Below are 18,293 nucleotides of genomic sequence, written 5' to 3' on the forward strand. Positions count from 1 at the left end.
TCGGAGTGGACCACGTGGGAGCGTGATCCACTCCGACGGCTTTTACAGCGGTTGCGGGAGCGGTTTGGCGTGCAGGACGGAGAGCCGGGTGACCGCTCGGGTCAGCACCACGTAGAGGCGGTTCAGGCCGCGTGGCTCGGCGGCCACGATGTCGGCGGGCTCGTGGACGATGACATGGTCGTACTCCAGGCCTTTGACCAGCGTCGCAGGGACGACCATGACGCGCGCCGCGGTCTCGAGCTCGTCGGGCCGCGCGTGCTCGATCCCGGCAACCGTGAGCTGCGCGCGGAGCTGATCCACCGCGGCGTCCGCCGCGATGACCGCGACGGATCCTTCGTGCCCGAGGGCCGCGGTGACCTCGGTGAGAGTGCGGGCGTCCAGGTCGGCAGGGTCGGCGACGGGGAGGAGCCTGAGGTCACCGTCGCGGCGCAGCGAGACCGCTTCGGGCACGTTCACGCCGAGCGCCGGCAGGAGGCGGTTGGCCAGGGCGACAACCACTTCCGGTACGCGGAATCCGACGGTCAGCGGCACCACCGCGGCGCCCGGTTTACCGAGGTGGGCCAGGATGTCGTGCCAGTCGGTGGCGGCCCACGGCGCGGTGCCCTGTGCCAGGTCGCCGAGCAGGGTGATCGAGCCGTGCTCACTGCGCCGGGCGATCACGCGCGCCTGCATGGGCGACACGTCCTGCGCCTCGTCGATGACCACGTGACCGAAACTGGTCTCTCGTTCCAGCAGGCCGGCGGCCTCGTCGAGCAGCACCAGGTCGGCCAGCGTCCACTTGGCCGACTTGGCGGTCTTGGGCGGCTTGAGCCAGCGGATCGCCTCCTGCTCGTCCGGGGTGAGCAGGTCACCGGCCGTGGACGGGTCGGTCAGCAGTTCGGCGACCAGCGACTCCGGGGTGACGGCCGGCCAGCACGTCTCCAGGAACCCGGCGACCGGGGCGACCTTGCTCATCCGGCGGAGCCAGCCCTCGTTCGGCGAGTTGCCGGTGCGGTACTCCGACTGGCGCTGCAGCAGGCCGACCACGCGGGCCCGGACCCGTTCCCGGCCGACCGCGTAGGGCAAGCCCTCACCGCGGGCCTCGTCGACGATCCGGTGCAGCGGCTCCAGGTCGATCCGCCAGCGGTACGAGCCGTCCGACACCATGATCGGCTCGGTCGGCTCGCCGAGACGGTTCCACAGTGCACCGCGAAGGACCGCTGCCATCCGTACGTCATGTTTGACGACAGCGGCCTGGACCGTGTCGACCGCCTTGACCGGAGCGCGGCCGACAAGTTCGTCCAGCGTGGACTGTTGCACCTCGACCTCGCCGAGGGTCGGCAGCACCGCCGAGATGTAGGAGAGGAACGCGGTGTTCGGCCCGACGATCAGCACACCGGACCGGCGCAGCCGCTCCCGGTGCAGGTAGAGCAGGAACGCCGCGCGGTGCAGCCCGACCGCGGTCTTGCCGGTCCCGGGTGCGCCCTGCACGCAGATCGAGTCGCCCAGGTCGGCCCGGACCAGCTCGTCCTGCTCCGGCTGGATGGTGGCGACGATGTCGCGCATCGGGCCGACGCGCGGGCGCTCGATCTCGGCGGTCAGGATCCGGCTGCTGGTGCCGAGCTCCTCGCCGCGGTCCAGGTGCTCGTCCTCGAAGCTGGTCAGCTCGCCCTTGACGAACCCGAACCGGCGGCGGGTGGCGACGCCCTGCGGGTCGCGGACGCTGGCCCGGTAGAACGAGCGGGACAGCGGCGCCCGCCAGTCCAGCACCATCGGTTCGCCGGCGTCGTCGGTGACGTGCCGGCGGCCCACGTGGTAGGCGACCTCCTCGATGTCGAGGCGGCCGAAGAAGAGCGGGGTGTCCGGGTCGTCGGCGAGCTCCTTGACCCGGCGGGCCATGTGCCGGCCCAGCTGCTCGGCGGTGTAGGCATCGCCGGCCACCTGGTTGCCGGTGGAGAAGAGCGCTTCGGCGCGGCCACGCATCCGGTGCAGCGCGGCCCGGGACTCGGTCAGATGGGTGCGTTCGGCGGTGAGTTCGAGGTCCAGTTCAGACGCGGGCACGGGACATCCTCGGCAGGCTGATCAAGGCTTGCGCTCGCGTATCCGGAGGACGGGTCGGCCGCCGCCGGCGCGGGCGACGTCCGCTGCGGTGCATGCTCACCACGGCCGTCATAGCGGCCCTCCACGCTACGCCGCCCACAGGCGTTGTCCACTGATTTTCACCGGCCTCCCCCTCTCGCGGAGAATGTGGGCATGGCTGAGCAGGAGACCAACCGGGCGGACGTGCGGGTGACGGATGCGCGGACGTTGCGGGCGTTGGCGCATCCGGCGCGGATCGAGATCGTCGAGCACCTGAGTGTCACCGGGTCGACGGTGACCGCGACCGAGTGCGCCGGCCTGGTCGGTTTGTCGCCCAGCGCGACCAGCTACCACCTGCGAGAGCTGGCCAAATACGGCCTGGTCGAGCAGGCGCCGAGCCAGGGTGACGGGCGGGAGCGGCGCTGGCGCAGCACCGGGAACGGCCTGTGGATCGCCAGTGACACCAACCAGCCCGACGCGGTGGCCGCCGAGCGGGCGCTGATCGACGTCTACCTGACCCGGGACCAGCAGCGGGTGCACCAGTGGCTGGACCGGCAGCACCAGGAGCCGGAGGAGTGGCGGGAGGCCAGCGCGATGATGGGCCAGCAGCTGCTGGTCACCGCGGAGGAGATGACCCGGCTGAGCGCGCAGGTGCGGGAGCTGCTGGAGCCGTACCGGGTGCGGGAACGGCAGGAGGATCCGCCGGCCGGCGCCCGCAAGGTGGTCGTCCAGTACACGGCATTCCCCATGGACTGATTTCGATAGGCGGGTTGCGTCCGCAGATGTGAAGGATTACTTTCGAAGTATGTCCTTCACATCTGCCGGTTCGCGCTGGACGGACGTCTACCTGGTGGCCACCGGACGGGGTGTCTCCGTCTGCGGCGACTTCCTCGCGGCGACCACGCTCGCCCTGGTCCTGCAGCAGACCGGGCACGGCGGGCTGGCCGTCTCCGGGCTGCTGCTCGCCGCCGCCCTGCCCATGGCCCTGCTCACCCCGCTCACCGGACGGCTGGCCGACCGGGCCGACAGTCGCACGCTGCTGGTCGCCGTCGGCCTCGGGCAGGCCGCGGTCTGCGCCACCCTCGCCTTCGCCACCCACCCGGCCGCGATCATCGCGCTGGTCGCGCTGCTCGCCGCCGGTCTCGCGGTCACCCAGCCGACCCTGCAGGCGCTGCTGCCGCAGATGGTCCGTCGTGACGACCTGGCCAAGGCCAGTGGCCTGGTGCAGACCGCCAGCCAGGCCGGCGCACTGGTCGCCCCGGCGCTGGCCGGGTTCCTGGTCGGGCAGACCGGTTCGCGGGTTCCGCTGCTGATCGACGCGGCAAGCTATCTCGGACTTGTCGTCATGGCGCTGCTGATCCGGACCCGGCGGTGCGGCGCCGCCGCCGCCGACCAGGCGACCGAGCCGGTCGCGTTCCGGCTGCGCTCCGATCGGTCGCTGACCGTGATGGCCGTGGCGATCGCCGCCGTCGTCGCCGGGGTCGGCGCGATCAACGTGCTCGACGTGTTCTTCATCCGGGACACGCTCGGCGCCTCGGCCACCGTCTACGGCCTGGTCGCGGCGTCCTGGATGGTCGGGATGGTGCTGGTCACCCCGTTCTTCGGGCGAATCCCGCAGCGCTGGATCTCGGTCCGGCTGGTGCTCGCCGTGCTGGCCGGCGCGAGCTTGGTGGTACTGGCCGGCTCGACGGTGGGCGCGGCCGGCTGGCTGGTCCCGCTCTGGATCCTGGGCGGCGTCTGCAACGGCGCCCTGAACGTCTGTATGACCGTGATCGTCGCCGGCCGGGTGCCGGCCGAGGCGCACGGCCGCGCCTTCGCCGTGATCACCGCGGTCGTCCAGGGCGCCGGGCTGTTCGGCTTCCTGGTGGCCGGCCCGCTGCTCGAGCACTTCGACCCACGCGTCCTGGTCGCCGGTGCGGGCGCCGCCGGGCTGCTCGCCGCCCTCGCCTGCTGGCCGCTGGTCCGCCAAACCCCCCATTTCGTACGATCAATGGCTTCCCGGCCGTAGGCATCAGCCGCGTCCCGTGGTGGTCTCGCGCCACACTGCGGCCCGCTCCGGACCGTGGCGCGCCCGCGCTCCCCGGCTGGCTCTCCGGGGTGCCTCGGGGTGCCGGACACACCCCTGAGCGCCAGCCCGCGTTGCTGCGACCTTGGCCACCCTGATGCTGCTCTCGCCACGGATGTCGCTGAATCAGGGGATACCGTCGCTGCATGAACGACAGCGTCAGTCGGCCCCGGGTCGGGCACATCCAGTTCCTCAACTGCCTCCCGATCTACTGGGGCCTGATGCGGTCGGGCGCTCTGCTCGACGTCGACCTGCACAAGGACACGCCGGACCGGCTCAGCGCCGCGCTCGTCGCCGGTGACCTGGACATCGGCCCGATCACCCTGGTCGAGTACCTGCGGCACGCCGACGAACTGCTCCTGCTGCCCGACCTGGCGGTCGGCAGCGACGGGCCGGTGCTGTCGGTCAACCTGGTCTCCACCCGGCCTCCGGCCGAGCTCGACAAGCGCCCGGTGGCGCTCGGTTCCACCTCGCGCACCGGCGTCCTGCTCGCTCAGCTGCTGCTCGCCGACCGGTACGGCGTGGAGCCCACCTACTTCCGCTGCCCGCCCGACCTGTCGCAGATGCTGCAGGAAGCCGACGCCGGTGTGCTGATCGGTGACCCGGCACTGCGCGCGATGTACGAGGCACCCGCCCTCGGCCTGCAGGTCATCGACCTGGCCGAGGCGTGGCGGGAGTGGACCGGCCTGCCGATGGTCTTCGCCGTCTGGGCGGTCCGCAAGGATTTCGCCGCGGCGCACCCCGGCCAGGTCAAGGACGTGCACGAGGCGTTCCAGCGGTCCAAGGAGCTGTGCCTGGGCGAGCTGGACGAGGTGGCCGAGGCGGCGGCCCGCTGGGAGCCGTTCGACGCGGCCACGCTGGCCAACTACTTCCGGGTCCTGGACTTTTCGCTGGGCGAGCGGCAGCAGCAGGGAATCACGGAATTCGCCCGGCGTGCGGCGAATCGTGGCGAAGTTCCGCCGTTGCCGCAGAATGGCCTGCTCTTCGCCGAGGTTTGATCTTTCAGGGGCCGGGCCTTACGCTCCGCGGACTTTCTCCAGCCGCCCCCGCGCGGCTTCAAGTCCGAAAACGGTGAACATGCGTTTGCGCGCTCTGCTCCGCCGCCTCGTCCTGCCGCCGGTCGCCGTCGGCCTGGCCGTGTCCGGCCTGGCCCTGCCCGCGCAGGCCGCCGACTCGATCCTTCCCGGGTTCGCGTTGGTGCTGCTCGACATCACCGACACCGTCACGGTGATCGACGGCCAGTCGAAGACGGTCAAGTTCGAGGTCTACAACCTCGGTGGCGCGGCTGCCGAGAACGTGACGATCGGCTTCGCCGACGGGCCCGACGCGGTCCCGGCCGACATCGGGTTCGTCCCGCCGGCCGGCTGCACGGCGACCGCCTGCAAGATCGCCAAGCTGGCGGGCGGTGAGCGGCGCGTCTACACCCTCACCGTGAAGCCGGACGTCGCGTCCACCACGAACCTGAACTCGTACTTCGACCTGACCGCCACGGTCGGCACCGAAGAGCACGACAAGATGCAGGTCCAGGTGGTGCGTACCACCAAGAGCGCGGTCGACCTCGAGGTCGGTGATCTGAAGGACCTGAAGCTGGGCCGCGGTCAGTCCGCCGACCTGGCGCTGAGCGTCCGCAACACCGGGAACGTGCAGTCCGGCCCGCTCGGCCTGATCGTGTCGACCCTGGGCGCGGGTGTCTCGCCGGACCTGAACTACCGCAACTGTGAGAAGGACGCGGACGTCGAGGGCCTGATCTGCGTCCTCGACGAGAAGCTCGCCCCGGGCCAGGCGGCGACCCTGTCGGCGTCCACCCCCGCGAAGATCAAGGTTGCCGCGGACGCGGCCGGCCCGGCGGACTACCTCGCCGTCGCCGGCGTCGTCGGTCTCACTCAGAACTATGTGGACGCTTTCAAGAAGCGCACCGCCTCGAAGCCCGGCGCCGAGCTGAAGTTCCAGCCGATGGCCACCGTCGCCGACCTCACCGACGACGACATCGCCGACGACCTGAACCCGGCCGACAACCTGGCCCTGTTCTACGTCAAGGTGCCGAAGTCGGCGGCGGACAGCAAGGCGATCGGCGGTACCTTCCGCGGCACCCCCGGTGACCTGGTCACGGTCAAGGTCGGCACTCAGAACCTGGGCCCGACCGCGACGATCCCGATCAACACCAAGTGGATCGGCTACGTGCACGTCAACGTGCCGACCAACGTCAAGCTGACCAAGGCCGACGAGTGGTGCGTGCCGGGCACGTCGCCGACCAAGCTCGACCTGAAAGCCGATCTGGACAGCCGGGACTGGGTCTGCCTGGTGCTCGACCAGGTCGCCAAGGGCGGCAAGCGGGTCTTCGCCTTCGAGGCGATGATCCAGGAAGGCTCGCACGAGGCCGGGTTCGTCCAGGTCGACGGCGGCGTGCAGGACACGAAGCACGGCAACGACAAGGCCGCGCTGACCGTGAGCGCCGGTAGCACCGGCGGCGAGGGCGGCGGCCTGCCGATCACCGGCCCGTCGGCCGGCCTGATCGCGGGCGGCGGCGCGGCGCTGCTGGCGTTCGGCGTGCTCGCGTTCCGGATGGCCCGCCGCCGGCGCATCATCACCGTCGTCGAGTAGCTCTTCAGCAACGTCCAGTGAGGGCCGGGTGCGATGCACCCGGCCCTCACCGCGCCGCCAATGACGTGTGAAAGTGGGGTGCGCAGCGCACCGCCAGGGTGGTGTGTGAAGTTTCGGTGCGGAGCGCGCCGAAAGTCCCCACGCAGCGCGCTGCCGCGTGTGGTGTGTGAAGTTTGGGTGCGGAGCGCGCCGAAAGTCCCCACGCAGCGCGCTGCCGCGGGCTAGCTGTTCAGGATGGCGTCCAGGGCGGCGATGTCGGCGACGTCCAGGTGCCAGCTCGCGGCCGCGGCGTTCGCGTGCACCTGGTCGGGCGTGGTCGCGCCGGCGATCACGCTGGTGACCGCGGGGCGGGCGGCCAGCCCGGCGATTGCCACCTCGAGCAGGCTGTGCCCACGCTCGGCGCCGAACGCGGTGAGCGCCTCGATGGTGTCCCAGTCGGCATGGGCCAGCCACGGCGTGTACCGGTCCTGGGCCAGCCGGGTGCCGGCGGCCGGCGTCTCGCCGCGCCGGTACTTGCCGGAGAGCAGGCCCGAGTCGAGCGGGAAGAACGGCAGCAGGCCCAGCCCGAAGCGTTCGCAGGCCGGGACCACTTCGATCTCCACGTCCCGGTGCAGCAGGCTGTACTGGTTCTGCGCGCTGATGAACGGCGTCAAGCTCCCGGCCCGGGCGGTCCAGTCGGCGTCGGCGATCTGCCAGCCGGAGAAGTTCGAGTTGCCCAGGTAGCGCACCTTGCCGGAGCGGACCAGGTCGTCCAGCGCGGTGAGGGTCTCCTCGATCGGGGTGGCCGGGTCCGGCTCGTGGAGCTGGTACAGGTCGATGTGATCGGTCTCCAGCCGGCGCAGCGACGCCTCGACCGCGCGGACCAGGTAGCGCCGGGAGCCGCGGGCGCCGAAGTCGCGTCCGTTAAGTCCCTCCATGTTCATGCCGAACTTGGTGGCCAGTACGACCTCGTCGCGGCGGCCCTTGAGCGCGGCGCCGAGCAGCTCCTCGGAGCTGCCGTGCGGGGTGCCGTAGATGTCAGCCGTGTCGAACAGGGTGATCCCGGCGTCGATCGCGGCGTCGACGACCTCACGGGTGCCGTCCGCGTCGAGCTTGCGGCCGAAGTTGTTGCAGCCGATGCCGACCACGGACACGACCAGGCCCGATTCGCCGAGTCGGCGGTAGCTCATCTCACTCATGAAACCGACCTTAGTTCGCGAGCCGGTTCGCGCTGCGGAAGACCTATATATCGGTCATTGTCTATTGACACCGGTTGTGACGCCTCGCATGCTTATGGGCACTCTCCGAGAGGCGAGATCAGCCCAAGTCGGATAGCTCCCAGCCGCCGCGTCCATCGTGGACTCGCCCACGATCGGTCCACGATGGACGCGGCCCGGACTCTCGCGCCGCACGGCCCCGGGCCGCGGCTCTACGCCGCCCGGACTGCAACTCCGCGCGGTCCGCGATGCCCGAGCCGCGCGGTCCGCGATGCCCGAGCCGCGCGGTCCGCGATGCCCGAGCCGCGCGGTCCGCGGGCGAGGTCGCGCCGAACGGCGGGCCGGCCTGCGTCACCGCGGCCCCGGCCTGCGTCTGCGCCGGCCCCGGCCTGCGTCACTCCTCCGGCTGGGCGGCCAGGTCGCGGTAGAGCGGGCGCAGCAGGTCGATCAGCGGAATGTGACGGACCTTGACCGGCGGCGGGTCCAGGGCCCGCAGCAGAAGCTCGGGCGGTGTACCGCCGCGCGGTGGTCGTTCCCGCAACCGGCCGAGGCTCACCGCGGGGGAGTAGTAGTCGGCCATCCGGTCGGCGAGCGGCTCCTCCGCCACTGCCAGCGGATCCACCGCCTCGCCCGGATCGGTTGTGCCGCGCAGGGCGTCGAGCAGCGTCTCCCGGGCCCGCCCGCGCCAGGCCAGCACCAGGAACGGATCGTCGTCGAACGCCTCGGCCAGCACATACAGCGCCGCAGAGCCGTGTTTGCACGGTATGCCCCAGTCCGGGCAGGAGCAGTCGATGTTCAGCTCCGACGGGAAGAGCGGGAGCCCCAGGTCGGTGAACAGCTCGACGATCTCGCGCGGCATCTCGCCGGCCAGCAGCGCGGCGCGATAGAGCGCCTGCGCGCCGAGCGCCTCGGTGATCTGCGTCCACTGTGCCTCGTCGAATGCGGCGATCCGGATCGTCACCTGATAAGGCGTCGGCCGCGACCCCTGCACCCGCGCGACCATCTGCCCGGCACTCAGGGCGAAGTCGATGACCTGCCCTTTTCGTGCGTAGGCGCGTCCGCGCGCGAGCCGGCCCGGGTCGCAGACCTCCTCCAGCACGTCGACGAAGCGCCGCGACCACCACTGTTCGCCGATCTTGCCGCGTTTCGACCGGACGGCGAGCCCACCGTCCACTTCGATCGGACGAGCCGCGTCGTAGAACTGGCCGGACTTGTCGAACGGCATCTCAGCGCACCGCCGCCGGGTCGAGCGCGAACAGTTCGCGCAGCTGGTCCGTGCTCAGATCGGTGATCCACTCCTCACCGGTGCCGACGACTGCCGAGGCCAGCGCCTTCTTCCGCTCGATCATCGCGTCGATCTTCTCCTCGAGCGTGCCGGTGCAGATGAACTTGCGGACCTGCACGTCACGCGACTGTCCGATGCGGAACGCCCGGTCGGTGGCCTGGTCCTCGACGGCTGGGTTCCACCACCGGTCAAAGTGGACGACATGGTTGGCCGCGGTCAGGTTGAGCCCGGTGCCGGCCGCTTTCAGCGAGAGCAGGAAGAGCATCGGCTCGTCCTCGGTCTGGAAGCGTTCGACGAGCTCGTCGCGACGGGGTTTGCTGAGCCCGCCGTGCAGCCACAGCACCGGACGGTCCAGGTGCGCCGCCAGGTAGGGCTGCAGCAGGGAGCCCCACTCCGCGTACTGAGTGAAGATCAGGGCCTTGTCGCCGTCTTCGACGATCTCCTCGGCCAGCTCCTCGAGCCGGGCCAGCTTCCCGGACCGGTCGGGCAGCCGGGAACCGTCCTTGAGCAGGTGCGCCGGGTGGTTGCAGACCTGTTTGAGCTTCATCATCGCGGCCAGCACATTGCCCCGCCGCTGGATGCCCTCACTGCCCTCGATCTCGGACATCATGTCCTCGACCACGGCCTGATAGAGGGTGGCCTGCTCGGGAGTGAGCGTGCACCACACCTTCATCTCGTTCTTCTCCGGAAGGTCCGAGATGATGCTCTTGTCGGTCTTGAGGCGGCGCAGCACGAACGGCCCGGTCGCCCGTTTCAACGCGGCGGTCGCGTCCGCGTCCTGGTTGATCTCGATCGGCTCCTGGAACCGGCGGCGGAACCTCTTCGCCGGCCCGAGCAGTCCCGGGTTGCAGAAGTCCATGATGGACCAGAGCTCGGCGAGGTGATTTTCCACCGGGGTGCCGGTCAGGGCCAGCCTGGTGCGCGCCGGGATGGCCCGGACCGCCTGTGACTGGCGGGTGCCGCTGTTCTTGATCGCCTGAGCCTCGTCGCAAGCCACCCGGCTCCAGCCGATCTCCCGCAGCGTCTCCAGGTCGCGCGCGGCCGTGCCGTACGTGGTGAGCACCAGATCAGCCGCGCCGACCGCGGCGAGGAAGTCGTCACCACGCTGCCGGGTGCCGCCGTGGTGCACGTAGACCCGCAGCTCCGGGGCGAACCGATCGGCTTCCTTCTGCCAGTTGGTGATCAGAGACATCGGGCAGATCAGCAGCGTCGGCGCGGTCTCCTCGGGTGCCCGCCCGACGCGCTCGGTGAGCAGCAGCGAGAGGGTCTGCGCGGTCTTGCCCAGGCCCATGTCGTCGGCCAGGATCCCGCCGAGCCCGAGCCGGGTGAGGAAGTGCAGCCAGGACAGGCCCCGCTCCTGGTACGGCCGGAGCGTCCCCTGGAACCCCTCCGGGGTCGGCATCGGCTCGAGGCGCTCGGAGGCCTGGCCGGAGAGCAGATCGCCGAGCACACCATCGGCGTCCACCTCGATCAGCGGCAGGTCCTCCTCGCCGCCCTCGACCACCTGCTGCAGCACCTCGGCGGCGGTCAGCTCGCCCTCCCGTCGCCGGCCGACCGCCTTGAGCGCGGCCTTGAGCTGGCGATCGTCCAGCTCGACCCACTGCCCGCGGACCCGCACCAGCGGCACCTTGAGCCGGGCCAGCTCGGCCAGCTCCTCGGCGCTGACCGTGCCGTCGCCGATCACCAGGTCGAGCCGGAAGTCGACGATCTCACTCAGGCCGAACCCGGAGTCGGCGGCCGCCCGCGAGGCGCCAGCCTTGGACCTGGTCCGGGTGGTCAGTTTCAGGCCGACACCCTTGCGCCCGGCCCAGGACGGCAGCTGCACCCCGAACCCGGCCGCCTGCAGCAGCGGGGCGGCCTGGCGCAGGAAGTCGTAGGCCTCGGCGGTGTTCAGCTCCATCGCGGCCGGCTGCTGCTGCCGCAGTGCGTCGTTGAGCTGCGGGAACAGTCGCACCGCGCGGCCCAGCCCGGCCAGCAGCGCCTCGTCGGGCCGCCTCGGCAGGCCCGGGAACCGCTCGCCGGCCCAGACCGCCTCGGCCGGCAGGTAGAGGCCGGAGTCCTCGGCCGACTGCAGGGCGAACTCCAGCTGCCAGTCGTCCTCGCCCGGCTCGGGCTCGGTCAGGCGGAAACTGACCCGGATCGGCCCGTTCGCCGCCTGGGCCGCGCGCATCCAGTCGTCGAGCGCCTTGCGCAGGTCACGCAGCTCGCCGGCGGACGCGTGCGGCAGGGTGGGGTCGGGTGCGGTCAGCGCGGTGATCCAGCGGTCCGGCAGCGGCGCTTTCGGCCCGGCCCGGTGGCCGCCGAGGATCCGCTCCGGCAGGATCACCCGGGCCGACGCGTCGAGCAGCGTCTCCAGCGCGTCCCGCAGGGTCCGCCCGGCCGGGTGCCCCTCGGCGACCGCGGAACCCGCGCGCGCCGGAGCCGTGACCGGAGTGACCGCCCGGACCACCGGTGGCATCCCCGCCGCGAAGTCGCGGTAGGTGGCCAGGTCGGTGCCGGTCAGCACGGAGCGCCACCGCGCGGCAGGCACCTTCTCCTCGATGGTCAGCTGCGGCAGCATCCGGCCGTGCTGGGCCAGGTCGCAGGCCCAGCCGGCGAGCAGGCAGAGATAACGCAGCGAGGCGCCGGCGACCCAGGCGCCGGCCGGATCGGGGTCGGCGAGGGCGGCGAGCACGGCCACGGCGGACTCACCGGGCACCACGAGGGTGGGCACGGCCCAGCCGGCCAGCCGGACGCCGCGTGAGGTGGCCGGCTCGACGCCGGTCTCCGGGGAGGGGACCGGCCCCTGCGAGGTGCCGGGCAGTTGGACCGTGCCGGTTCCGATGCTGGTCACATCATCGGGGAGCGCGAGGGCGCCGGCCAGCGCCTCGGCGCCGGTCGCGAACGGATGTGGGCGGACCTTGGCCCGGGACGCCGAGGTCTCCCGGGCGGTCGGGTCCTCGGCCCAGAGCAGTAACCGGCCTGGGCGCCCGGACCCGGGCGCCCAGGCGCCGTGAACGACGAGCACGTATCAACCCCCTGAGCAGTTCGTCGAGATTATCGGCCCGGCTCGGTCTCGGCCCACTCCACCAACTCGTAAACGACACCATTGGGGTCGGTGACCAGCAGCAGGCGCTCGCCCCAGGGCTCCTCGCGGATCGGCAGGGTGAGCTCGACGCCCTCGGCGCGCAACCGGTCCTGCTCGGCGTCGAGGTCGTCGACCACGAAGGCGACGATCGCGCCGGCGGCGGCCACCTCGCGCAGGTGCGGTGGCAGCACCTCCAGGCCGCGGCGCATGAACATCAGGTCGAGGCCGGCGTCGTCGCGGCCGAGAGAGGCGAACCCGTCCGCCGCCATCCGTTCGACATAGCCGAGGTGGTCCGCGAGAAACTTGCTCGAGGCGGGGACGTCGTCGACGGTGAGCGCTAGTGCGGATGACCGGATTCGCATGGTGCCTCCCCAGGGCGATTAGTTGTACGCCGTACAGAATACGCCGTACAAGAAAGGAGTGCCACCCGAGATGGCCGAAGCGCGCCGCACCATCGATCTGCTCTGGTTTCCGGAGGCGGTCGAGCGCAAGCGAGGCCGCCGTCCGGGCCTGAGCGTGGTCCGGGTCATCGAGACCGGCATCAGCCTGGCCGACGCCGAGGGGCTGGACGCGGTCTCGATGCGCCGGGTCGCGACCGAGCTGGGCGTGGTGCCGATGACGCTCTACACCTACGTGCCGGACAAGGCGACCCTGCTGGAGTTGATGCTGGACCGGGTCTACCTGGCGATGCCTCGGGCCGAGCTGCCGGACCGGCCGTGGCGGGAGCGGCTGACCGCGATCGCCGCGGAGAACCGCACGCTTGTCGAGGAGCATCCGTGGGTGGCCGGTCTGCCGGCCAACCGGCCGCCGCTCGGACCCGGCCTGATGGCGAAGTACGAGCACGAGCTGCGCGCCTTCGCCGGCTGCGGGCTGGACGATGTGGAGATCGACTCGGCGCTGACCTTCCTGATCGGCTTCGTGCAGTCCTCGGCGCGGACCGCCGCCGACGGCCGGGCCGCGGCCGAGCGCAGCCAGGAGACCGACTGGGAGTGGTGGCAGGAGCGCGGCCCGGTCTTCGAAGCGGTCTTCGACCAGCACGCCTACCCGACCGCCACCCGGGTCGGCGCCGCGGCGGGCGCCGCGCTCGGCGCCGCCCACAACCCCGATCATGCGTACGACTTCGGCCTCGCCCGGGTGCTCGACGGGCTGGGCGTGCTCATCGACGGCGCGGGTGGCGGTGACCGAGGCCGCTGACGGCTGTCCGCCGTTGGACGTACGCTTCCTGTCGTGACGGTGAACCCGGAGATCGACAGCATCCTGCAGCGCGGCGCGGACGGTGGGCGGATCACCCCCGAGGAGGCGCTGCTGCTCTACACGGAGGCCCCGTTCCACGCGCTGGGCGAGGCGGCCGACGCGGTCCGGCGCCGGCGGTATCCGGACGGCATCGTCACCTACCTGATCGACCGCAACATCAACTACACGAACGTGTGCGTCACGGCGTGCAAGTTCTGCGCGTTCTACCGGGCCCCCAAGCACAAAGAGGGCTGGTCGCACCCGACCGAGGAGATCCTGCGCCGCTGCGCCGAGGCGGTTGAGCTCGGCGCCACCCAGGTGATGCTGCAGGGCGGCCACCACCCGGACTACGGCGTGGAGTATTACGAGGAGCTCTTCTCCTCGGTCAAGCAGGCGTTCCCGCAGCTCGCGATCCACTCGATCGGCCCGAGTGAGATCCTGCACATGGCCAAGGTCTCGAACCTGTCGATCGAGGAGGCCATCCTCCGGATCAAGGCGGCCGGGTTGACCTCGATCGCCGGCGCCGGCGCCGAGATGCTGCCCGACCGGCCGCGCAAGGCGATCGCCCCGCTCAAGGAGAGCGGTGCGCGCTGGCTCGAGGTGATGGCGGTGGCTCACCGGAACGGCCTGTCGTCGACCGCGACCATGATGATGGGCACCGGCGAGACCAACGTCGAGCGCATCGAGCACATCCGGATGATCCGAGAGGTGCAGGACCTCGCGGTGGCGAACGGGTACCGCGACATCGCGGTGGAGGAGTCGCACGAGGTCGGTGGCTTCCGCGCCTTCATCCCGTGGACGTACCAGGCGGAGAACAACCACCTGAAGGGCCGCACCCAGGCGACCACGATGGAGTACCTGCGGTTCATCGCGGTCTCCCGGCTGTTCTTCGACAACATCGCGCACCTGCAGGCGTCATGGCTGACCACCGGCAAGGACATCGGCCAGCTCTCGCTGCACATGGGCGTCGACGACCTGGGTTCGATCATGCTGGAAGAGAACGTGATCTCCTCGGCCGGTGCCAAGCACCGCTCCAACCTGCAGGAACTCATCTCGATGATCCGCACCGCGGACCGGATCCCGGCCTGGCGCGACACGTGGTACAAGCACCTCGCGGTGCACCGGACCGCCGCCGACGACCCGACCGACGACCGCGTGGTCTCGCACTTCTCGTCGATCGCGATCCCCGGTGGCGGCGTGGCCGGGCGCACCCAGCTCCCCCTTGTGGACGCCCAGTAACGGCCGGATTGGACGACCGGAACAGCCGATCTATCGACAGACATGGTCGGCTGTTCGTTGCATTCTGTGACGCATGCTGAACAGCAGCGTGTCACTGCTGACCTTCGTCGTCACCGCGATCGTGGTGTTCTTCTTCACCGCGGCCTGGGTCAAGTTGAAGAGCGCCCGTGGTGGCTACCGCGTGGCCAAGACCGCGGTGGGTGTGACCCGCAAGGCCATGTGGTCCGCGGCCGGCGCGTTGGTCTGGTCCGCGGTGGTGGCCGCGATCCTGGTGGTGGTGCTGGTCGCCTGGCAGGCGCGAGATCTCGCCGATGCCTCCGAGAACACGCCCTCACCGAGCCCTTCGGCGCGTCCGAGCTGACCGTTCGGCCAGGGTGGGGGTCGTCGGACCGGGGAGGGCTGTATTGCTCCTTCGTAACGAGCCCGCCTGTTGGCTGTACCGCGCCGTTCCCGCTGGTTACGTTGCCTGCGTACGGAACCGGAAAAACTTATGCGTCGCCAGGCGGTCAGCGTCGGTGACGAGCAGTCGGACCCGACCGATGGCGGTCGTATATATAACGCACAAGGCACGGGCGGGATGGGAAACCATCCCGCCCGTGCTGTTTGGCGACGTAGTGGCAGAGTTGGTTGACGTGACGCGCGCAGATCTGGACAAAGAGCCCCACGAGGTCGCCGAGATGTTCGACGGCGTGGCCCAGCGCTACGACCTGACCAACACGGTGCTCTCCTTCGCACAGGACCGCAGCTGGCGCCGGGCCACCCGGGCCGCGCTGGGCCTGCGGCCGGGTGAGCGGGTGCTGGACGTGGGTGCGGGCACCGGCGTCTCCACCGACGAACTGGGCCGGTCCGGCGCGTTCGCGGTCGGCGCCGACATCTCGGTCGGGATGCTGCAGGCCGGCCGCCGGGTGCGGGCCGAGGTGCCGCTGCTGGCCGGTGACGCGCTGCACCTGCCGTTCCCGGACGCCACCTTCGACGCGGTGACGATCTCCTTCGCGCTGCGCAACGTGGTGGACACCGGCGCTGCGCTGCGTGAGTTCGCCCGGGTGACCCGGCCGGGCGGCCGCCTGGTGGTGTGCGAGTTCAGCACGCCGACGAACCCGGCCTTCCGGACCGTCTACATGCAGTACCTGATGCGCTCGCTGCCGGTGGTGGCGCGCGGGGTGTCGAGCAACCCGGATGCGTACGTCTACCTGGCCGAGTCGATCCGGGCCTGGCCGGACCAGGCCGGGCTGGCCGGGCGGATCGCCGAGTCCGGGCCGTGGGACCGGGTCGGCTGGCGCAACCTGACCGGCGGAGTGGTGTCACTGCACCGGGCGACCCGCCGCTGACCGGCCGTACCGGAAACGGATCCTGATCAACTCGCGCGTGTCGGTGACAAAACGGTCATTTTACGTACGCGGAGCGAATCGACTGTTTAGCTCGAAGTTATGACAAAAATCGGGCAGCTCGAGGACACCGACATCGACATCGCGATTGATGAGGGCGAGGCTGGTGAGCGGCGTGCCAGTGAGCTGGCCAATCGCATCCGGATGGTCGCCGCCCAAGATCCCCTGTTGGCGCAAGACCTGGTAGAGGAACTGATCGTCGCTTTGGACCGGGCGATGGACGGGACTATCCGAGATCATCTCGAGGGCCCGGCCCGTGGGATCGCAGATCGCGTTTTGGGGGAATCTGCCCCGATTCGTTAGCCACGCCGAAACAATTAGGCTGACCTGAGCGCAAAGATCTTCGATAGTCGGCCTAGACTCCGATCGAGGCGCGCTTGTGAACTAATTCACGAGCGCCGCGGGATCGGAGGCTGCACCGTGACTGACCACTCGCCATCGACCGTCGCCGACGAGGCTGACGTGATCGTGGTCGGCGCGGGGCCCGGTGGCAGCGCGGCCGCGTACCACCTCGCCCGGCACGGAGTTCGCGTCCTGCTGCTCGAGAAGACCGAGTTCCCGCGCGAGAAGGTCTGTGGCGACGGCCTGACCCCGCGCGCGGTCCGGCAGTTGGTCCGGATGGGCATCGACACCTCTGAGAAGGCCGGCTGGCTGCACAACCGCGGCCTCCGGGTGATCGGCGGCGGGGTCCGGCTCGAGCTGGACTGGCCCGAGCTGGCCAGCTTCCCCAACTACGGCCTGGTCCGCACCCGGATGGACTTCGACGACATGCTGGCCGACCGTGCGGTCGAGGCCGGCGCGCTGCTGCGGACGAACGTGAACGTGATCGGCCCGGTCCTGAACGAGGACGGGTACGTGATCGGCGTCGAGGCCAAGATCGGCCCGGACAAGGAACCCGTCGAGTACCGCGCTCCGCTGGTGATCGCCGCCGACGGCGTCTCCGGCAAGTTCCCGCTCGCGCTGGGGCTGGCCAAGCGTGACGACCGCCCGCTCGGGGTGGCCGTCCGGCGCTACTACCGCTCCGCGGTCAAGGCGGATGACAACTACCTGGAGTCCTGGCTGGAGCTGCGCAGCGCGCAGGACCCGAGCCGGCTCCTCCCGGGTTACGGATGGATCTTCGGGCTGGGTGACGGCCGGGTGAACGTGGGCCTCGGCATCCTCAACTCGTCCGATGCGTTCGGCAAGACGAACTACCGGAACCTGCTCACCGACTGGCTCGGCTCCACCCCGGAGGACTGGGGTATGCGGGGCGAGGAGAACGCGGAGGGCCCGACGCTGGGCGCGGCGCTCCCGATGGGCTTCAACCGGGTGCCGCACTACACCCGCGGCGTGATGCTGGTCGGCGACTCGGGTGGCATGGTCAACCCGATGAACGGCGAGGGCATCGCGTACGCGATGGAGTCCGGTGAGCTGGCCGCCGAGGTGGCGGTGCAGGCACTGGCCCGCCCGGCGGGACCGGAACGGGAGCGGGCGCTGCGCGCCTACCCGTCCGAGCTGAGCCTGCGGTTCGGCGGTTACTACCGCCTCGGTGGTGTGTTCGTGAAGCTGATCGGCAACCCTCAGATCATGCGGCTGGCCACCAAGCACGGCATGCCGCACCCGACGTTGATGAAGTTCGTCCTCAAGCTCCTGGCCAACCTCACCGACCCGCGCGGTGGCGACGCCATGGACCGCATCATCAACGGCTTGACGAAGGTGGCGCCCTCCGTCTGACCGACGGATTCGGGCACTCCGACCAAAGGGATACAAAAGCGAAAAACTAGTGTGAAGCGGCTAACAGTCGTACGGGAGTGAAGATGACGATCAACCCATACGTCCCGATCGTCGGGTTGCTGATCCTCGGCGCGCTCTTCGCGTTGTTCTCGGTGTCGGTGGCACCGATCGTGGGTCCGAAGCGCTACAACCGGGCAAAAATGGACGCCTACGAATGCGGCATCGAGCCGGCCCCTCAACCGGTCGGCGGTGGACGCTTCCCGGTGAAGTTCTACCTGACCGCGATGCTCTTCATCATCTTCGACATCGAGACCATCTTCCTCTACCCGTGGGCCGTCTCGTTCGAGGCGCTGGGCCTGTTCGGCTTCGTGGAAATGGTCCTCTTCATCGTCACCGTGTTCATCGCCTACACCTACGTGTGGCGGCGCGGCGGCCTCAACTGGGACTGATA

The 18,293-nt window shown here is 70.3% G+C and carries 16 protein-coding genes; 11 read left to right on the top strand and 5 right to left on the bottom strand.

What is annotated here, in order from left to right:
• Positions 1–42 precede the first annotated feature (42 nt).
• On the bottom strand, positions 43–2,040 hold the full coding sequence (locus Apa02nite_RS18715; protein WP_203826143.1) for a HelD family protein: 1,998 nt from the start codon (positions 2,038–2,040) through the stop codon (positions 43–45).
• Positions 2,041–2,232: 192 nt separating this feature from the next.
• On the opposite strand from Apa02nite_RS18715, the gene Apa02nite_RS18720 reads away from it, so the two are divergent.
• From Apa02nite_RS18720 to Apa02nite_RS18735, 4 genes are all read left to right on the top strand, one after another.
• Positions 2,233–2,814 carry an ArsR/SmtB family transcription factor gene (locus Apa02nite_RS18720; RefSeq protein WP_203826144.1) on the top strand — a complete coding sequence of 194 codons (582 nt, stop codon included), beginning with the start codon at positions 2,233–2,235 and terminating at the stop codon, positions 2,812–2,814.
• A gap of 49 nt (positions 2,815–2,863) precedes the next feature.
• On the top strand, positions 2,864–4,066 hold the full coding sequence (locus Apa02nite_RS18725) for an MFS transporter (protein ID WP_203826145.1): 1,203 nt from the start codon (positions 2,864–2,866) through the stop codon (positions 4,064–4,066).
• Positions 4,067–4,269: 203 nt separating this feature from the next.
• Positions 4,270–5,121: a menaquinone biosynthetic enzyme MqnA/MqnD family protein gene (locus Apa02nite_RS18730; RefSeq protein ID WP_203826146.1), complete on the top strand. Its 852-nt coding sequence runs from the start codon at positions 4,270–4,272 to the stop codon at positions 5,119–5,121.
• Between the two features lie 79 nt (positions 5,122–5,200).
• On the top strand, positions 5,201–6,724 hold the full coding sequence (locus Apa02nite_RS18735) for a COG1361 family protein (protein WP_203826147.1): 1,524 nt from the start codon (positions 5,201–5,203) through the stop codon (positions 6,722–6,724).
• Positions 6,725–6,945: 221 nt separating this feature from the next.
• Here Apa02nite_RS18735 and Apa02nite_RS18740 read toward each other — a convergent pair whose 3' ends face one another.
• From Apa02nite_RS18740 to Apa02nite_RS18755, 4 genes are all read right to left on the bottom strand, one after another.
• Positions 6,946–7,893: an aldo/keto reductase gene (locus Apa02nite_RS18740; RefSeq protein WP_067687788.1), complete on the bottom strand. Its 948-nt coding sequence runs from the start codon at positions 7,891–7,893 to the stop codon at positions 6,946–6,948.
• Between the two features lie 421 nt (positions 7,894–8,314).
• Positions 8,315–9,145 carry an SWIM zinc finger family protein gene (locus Apa02nite_RS18745; RefSeq protein ID WP_203826148.1) on the bottom strand — a complete coding sequence of 277 codons (831 nt, stop codon included), beginning with the start codon at positions 9,143–9,145 and terminating at the stop codon, positions 8,315–8,317.
• A gap of 1 nt (position 9,146) precedes the next feature.
• Entirely contained in the window at positions 9,147–12,212 is a 3,066-nt protein-coding gene (locus Apa02nite_RS18750) for a DEAD/DEAH box helicase (protein ID WP_203826149.1), read from the bottom strand.
• A 29-nt stretch (positions 12,213–12,241) separates the two neighbouring features.
• Positions 12,242–12,634: a VOC family protein gene (locus tag Apa02nite_RS18755; protein WP_203826150.1), complete on the bottom strand. Its 393-nt coding sequence runs from the start codon at positions 12,632–12,634 to the stop codon at positions 12,242–12,244.
• Positions 12,635–12,704: 70 nt separating this feature from the next.
• Here Apa02nite_RS18755 and Apa02nite_RS18760 point away from each other — a divergent pair, with 70 nt between their 5' ends.
• The 7 genes from Apa02nite_RS18760 (at position 12,705) to Apa02nite_RS18790 (ending at position 18,291) form a co-directional block, all read left to right on the top strand.
• Positions 12,705–13,466: a TetR/AcrR family transcriptional regulator gene (locus Apa02nite_RS18760; protein ID WP_203826151.1), complete on the top strand. Its 762-nt coding sequence runs from the start codon at positions 12,705–12,707 to the stop codon at positions 13,464–13,466.
• 33 nt (positions 13,467–13,499) lie between these two features.
• On the top strand, positions 13,500–14,744 hold the full coding sequence (gene mqnC / locus Apa02nite_RS18765) for a cyclic dehypoxanthinyl futalosine synthase (RefSeq protein WP_203826152.1): 1,245 nt from the start codon (positions 13,500–13,502) through the stop codon (positions 14,742–14,744).
• Between the two features lie 73 nt (positions 14,745–14,817).
• Positions 14,818–15,105: a hypothetical protein gene (locus Apa02nite_RS18770; protein WP_203826153.1), complete on the top strand. Its 288-nt coding sequence runs from the start codon at positions 14,818–14,820 to the stop codon at positions 15,103–15,105.
• Between the two features lie 271 nt (positions 15,106–15,376).
• Positions 15,377–16,072 (top strand): demethylmenaquinone methyltransferase, encoded by a 696-nt coding sequence (locus Apa02nite_RS18775; RefSeq protein ID WP_275412488.1) that lies wholly within the window; start codon positions 15,377–15,379, stop codon positions 16,070–16,072.
• A 99-nt stretch (positions 16,073–16,171) separates the two neighbouring features.
• Complete coding sequence (locus Apa02nite_RS18780; protein WP_067687806.1) at positions 16,172–16,432, top strand: hypothetical protein; 261 nt, start codon at positions 16,172–16,174, stop codon at positions 16,430–16,432.
• A gap of 117 nt (positions 16,433–16,549) precedes the next feature.
• Complete coding sequence (locus tag Apa02nite_RS18785) at positions 16,550–17,842, top strand: geranylgeranyl reductase family protein (protein ID WP_203826155.1); 1,293 nt, start codon at positions 16,550–16,552, stop codon at positions 17,840–17,842.
• A gap of 83 nt (positions 17,843–17,925) precedes the next feature.
• Entirely contained in the window at positions 17,926–18,291 is a 366-nt protein-coding gene (locus Apa02nite_RS18790; RefSeq protein ID WP_157441287.1) for an NADH-quinone oxidoreductase subunit A, read from the top strand.
• The last annotated feature ends 2 nt before the right edge of the window (positions 18,292–18,293 follow it).

The organism is Actinoplanes palleronii, from assembly GCF_016862315.1.
Classification (GTDB): domain Bacteria; phylum Actinomycetota; class Actinomycetes; order Mycobacteriales; family Micromonosporaceae; genus Actinoplanes; species Actinoplanes palleronii.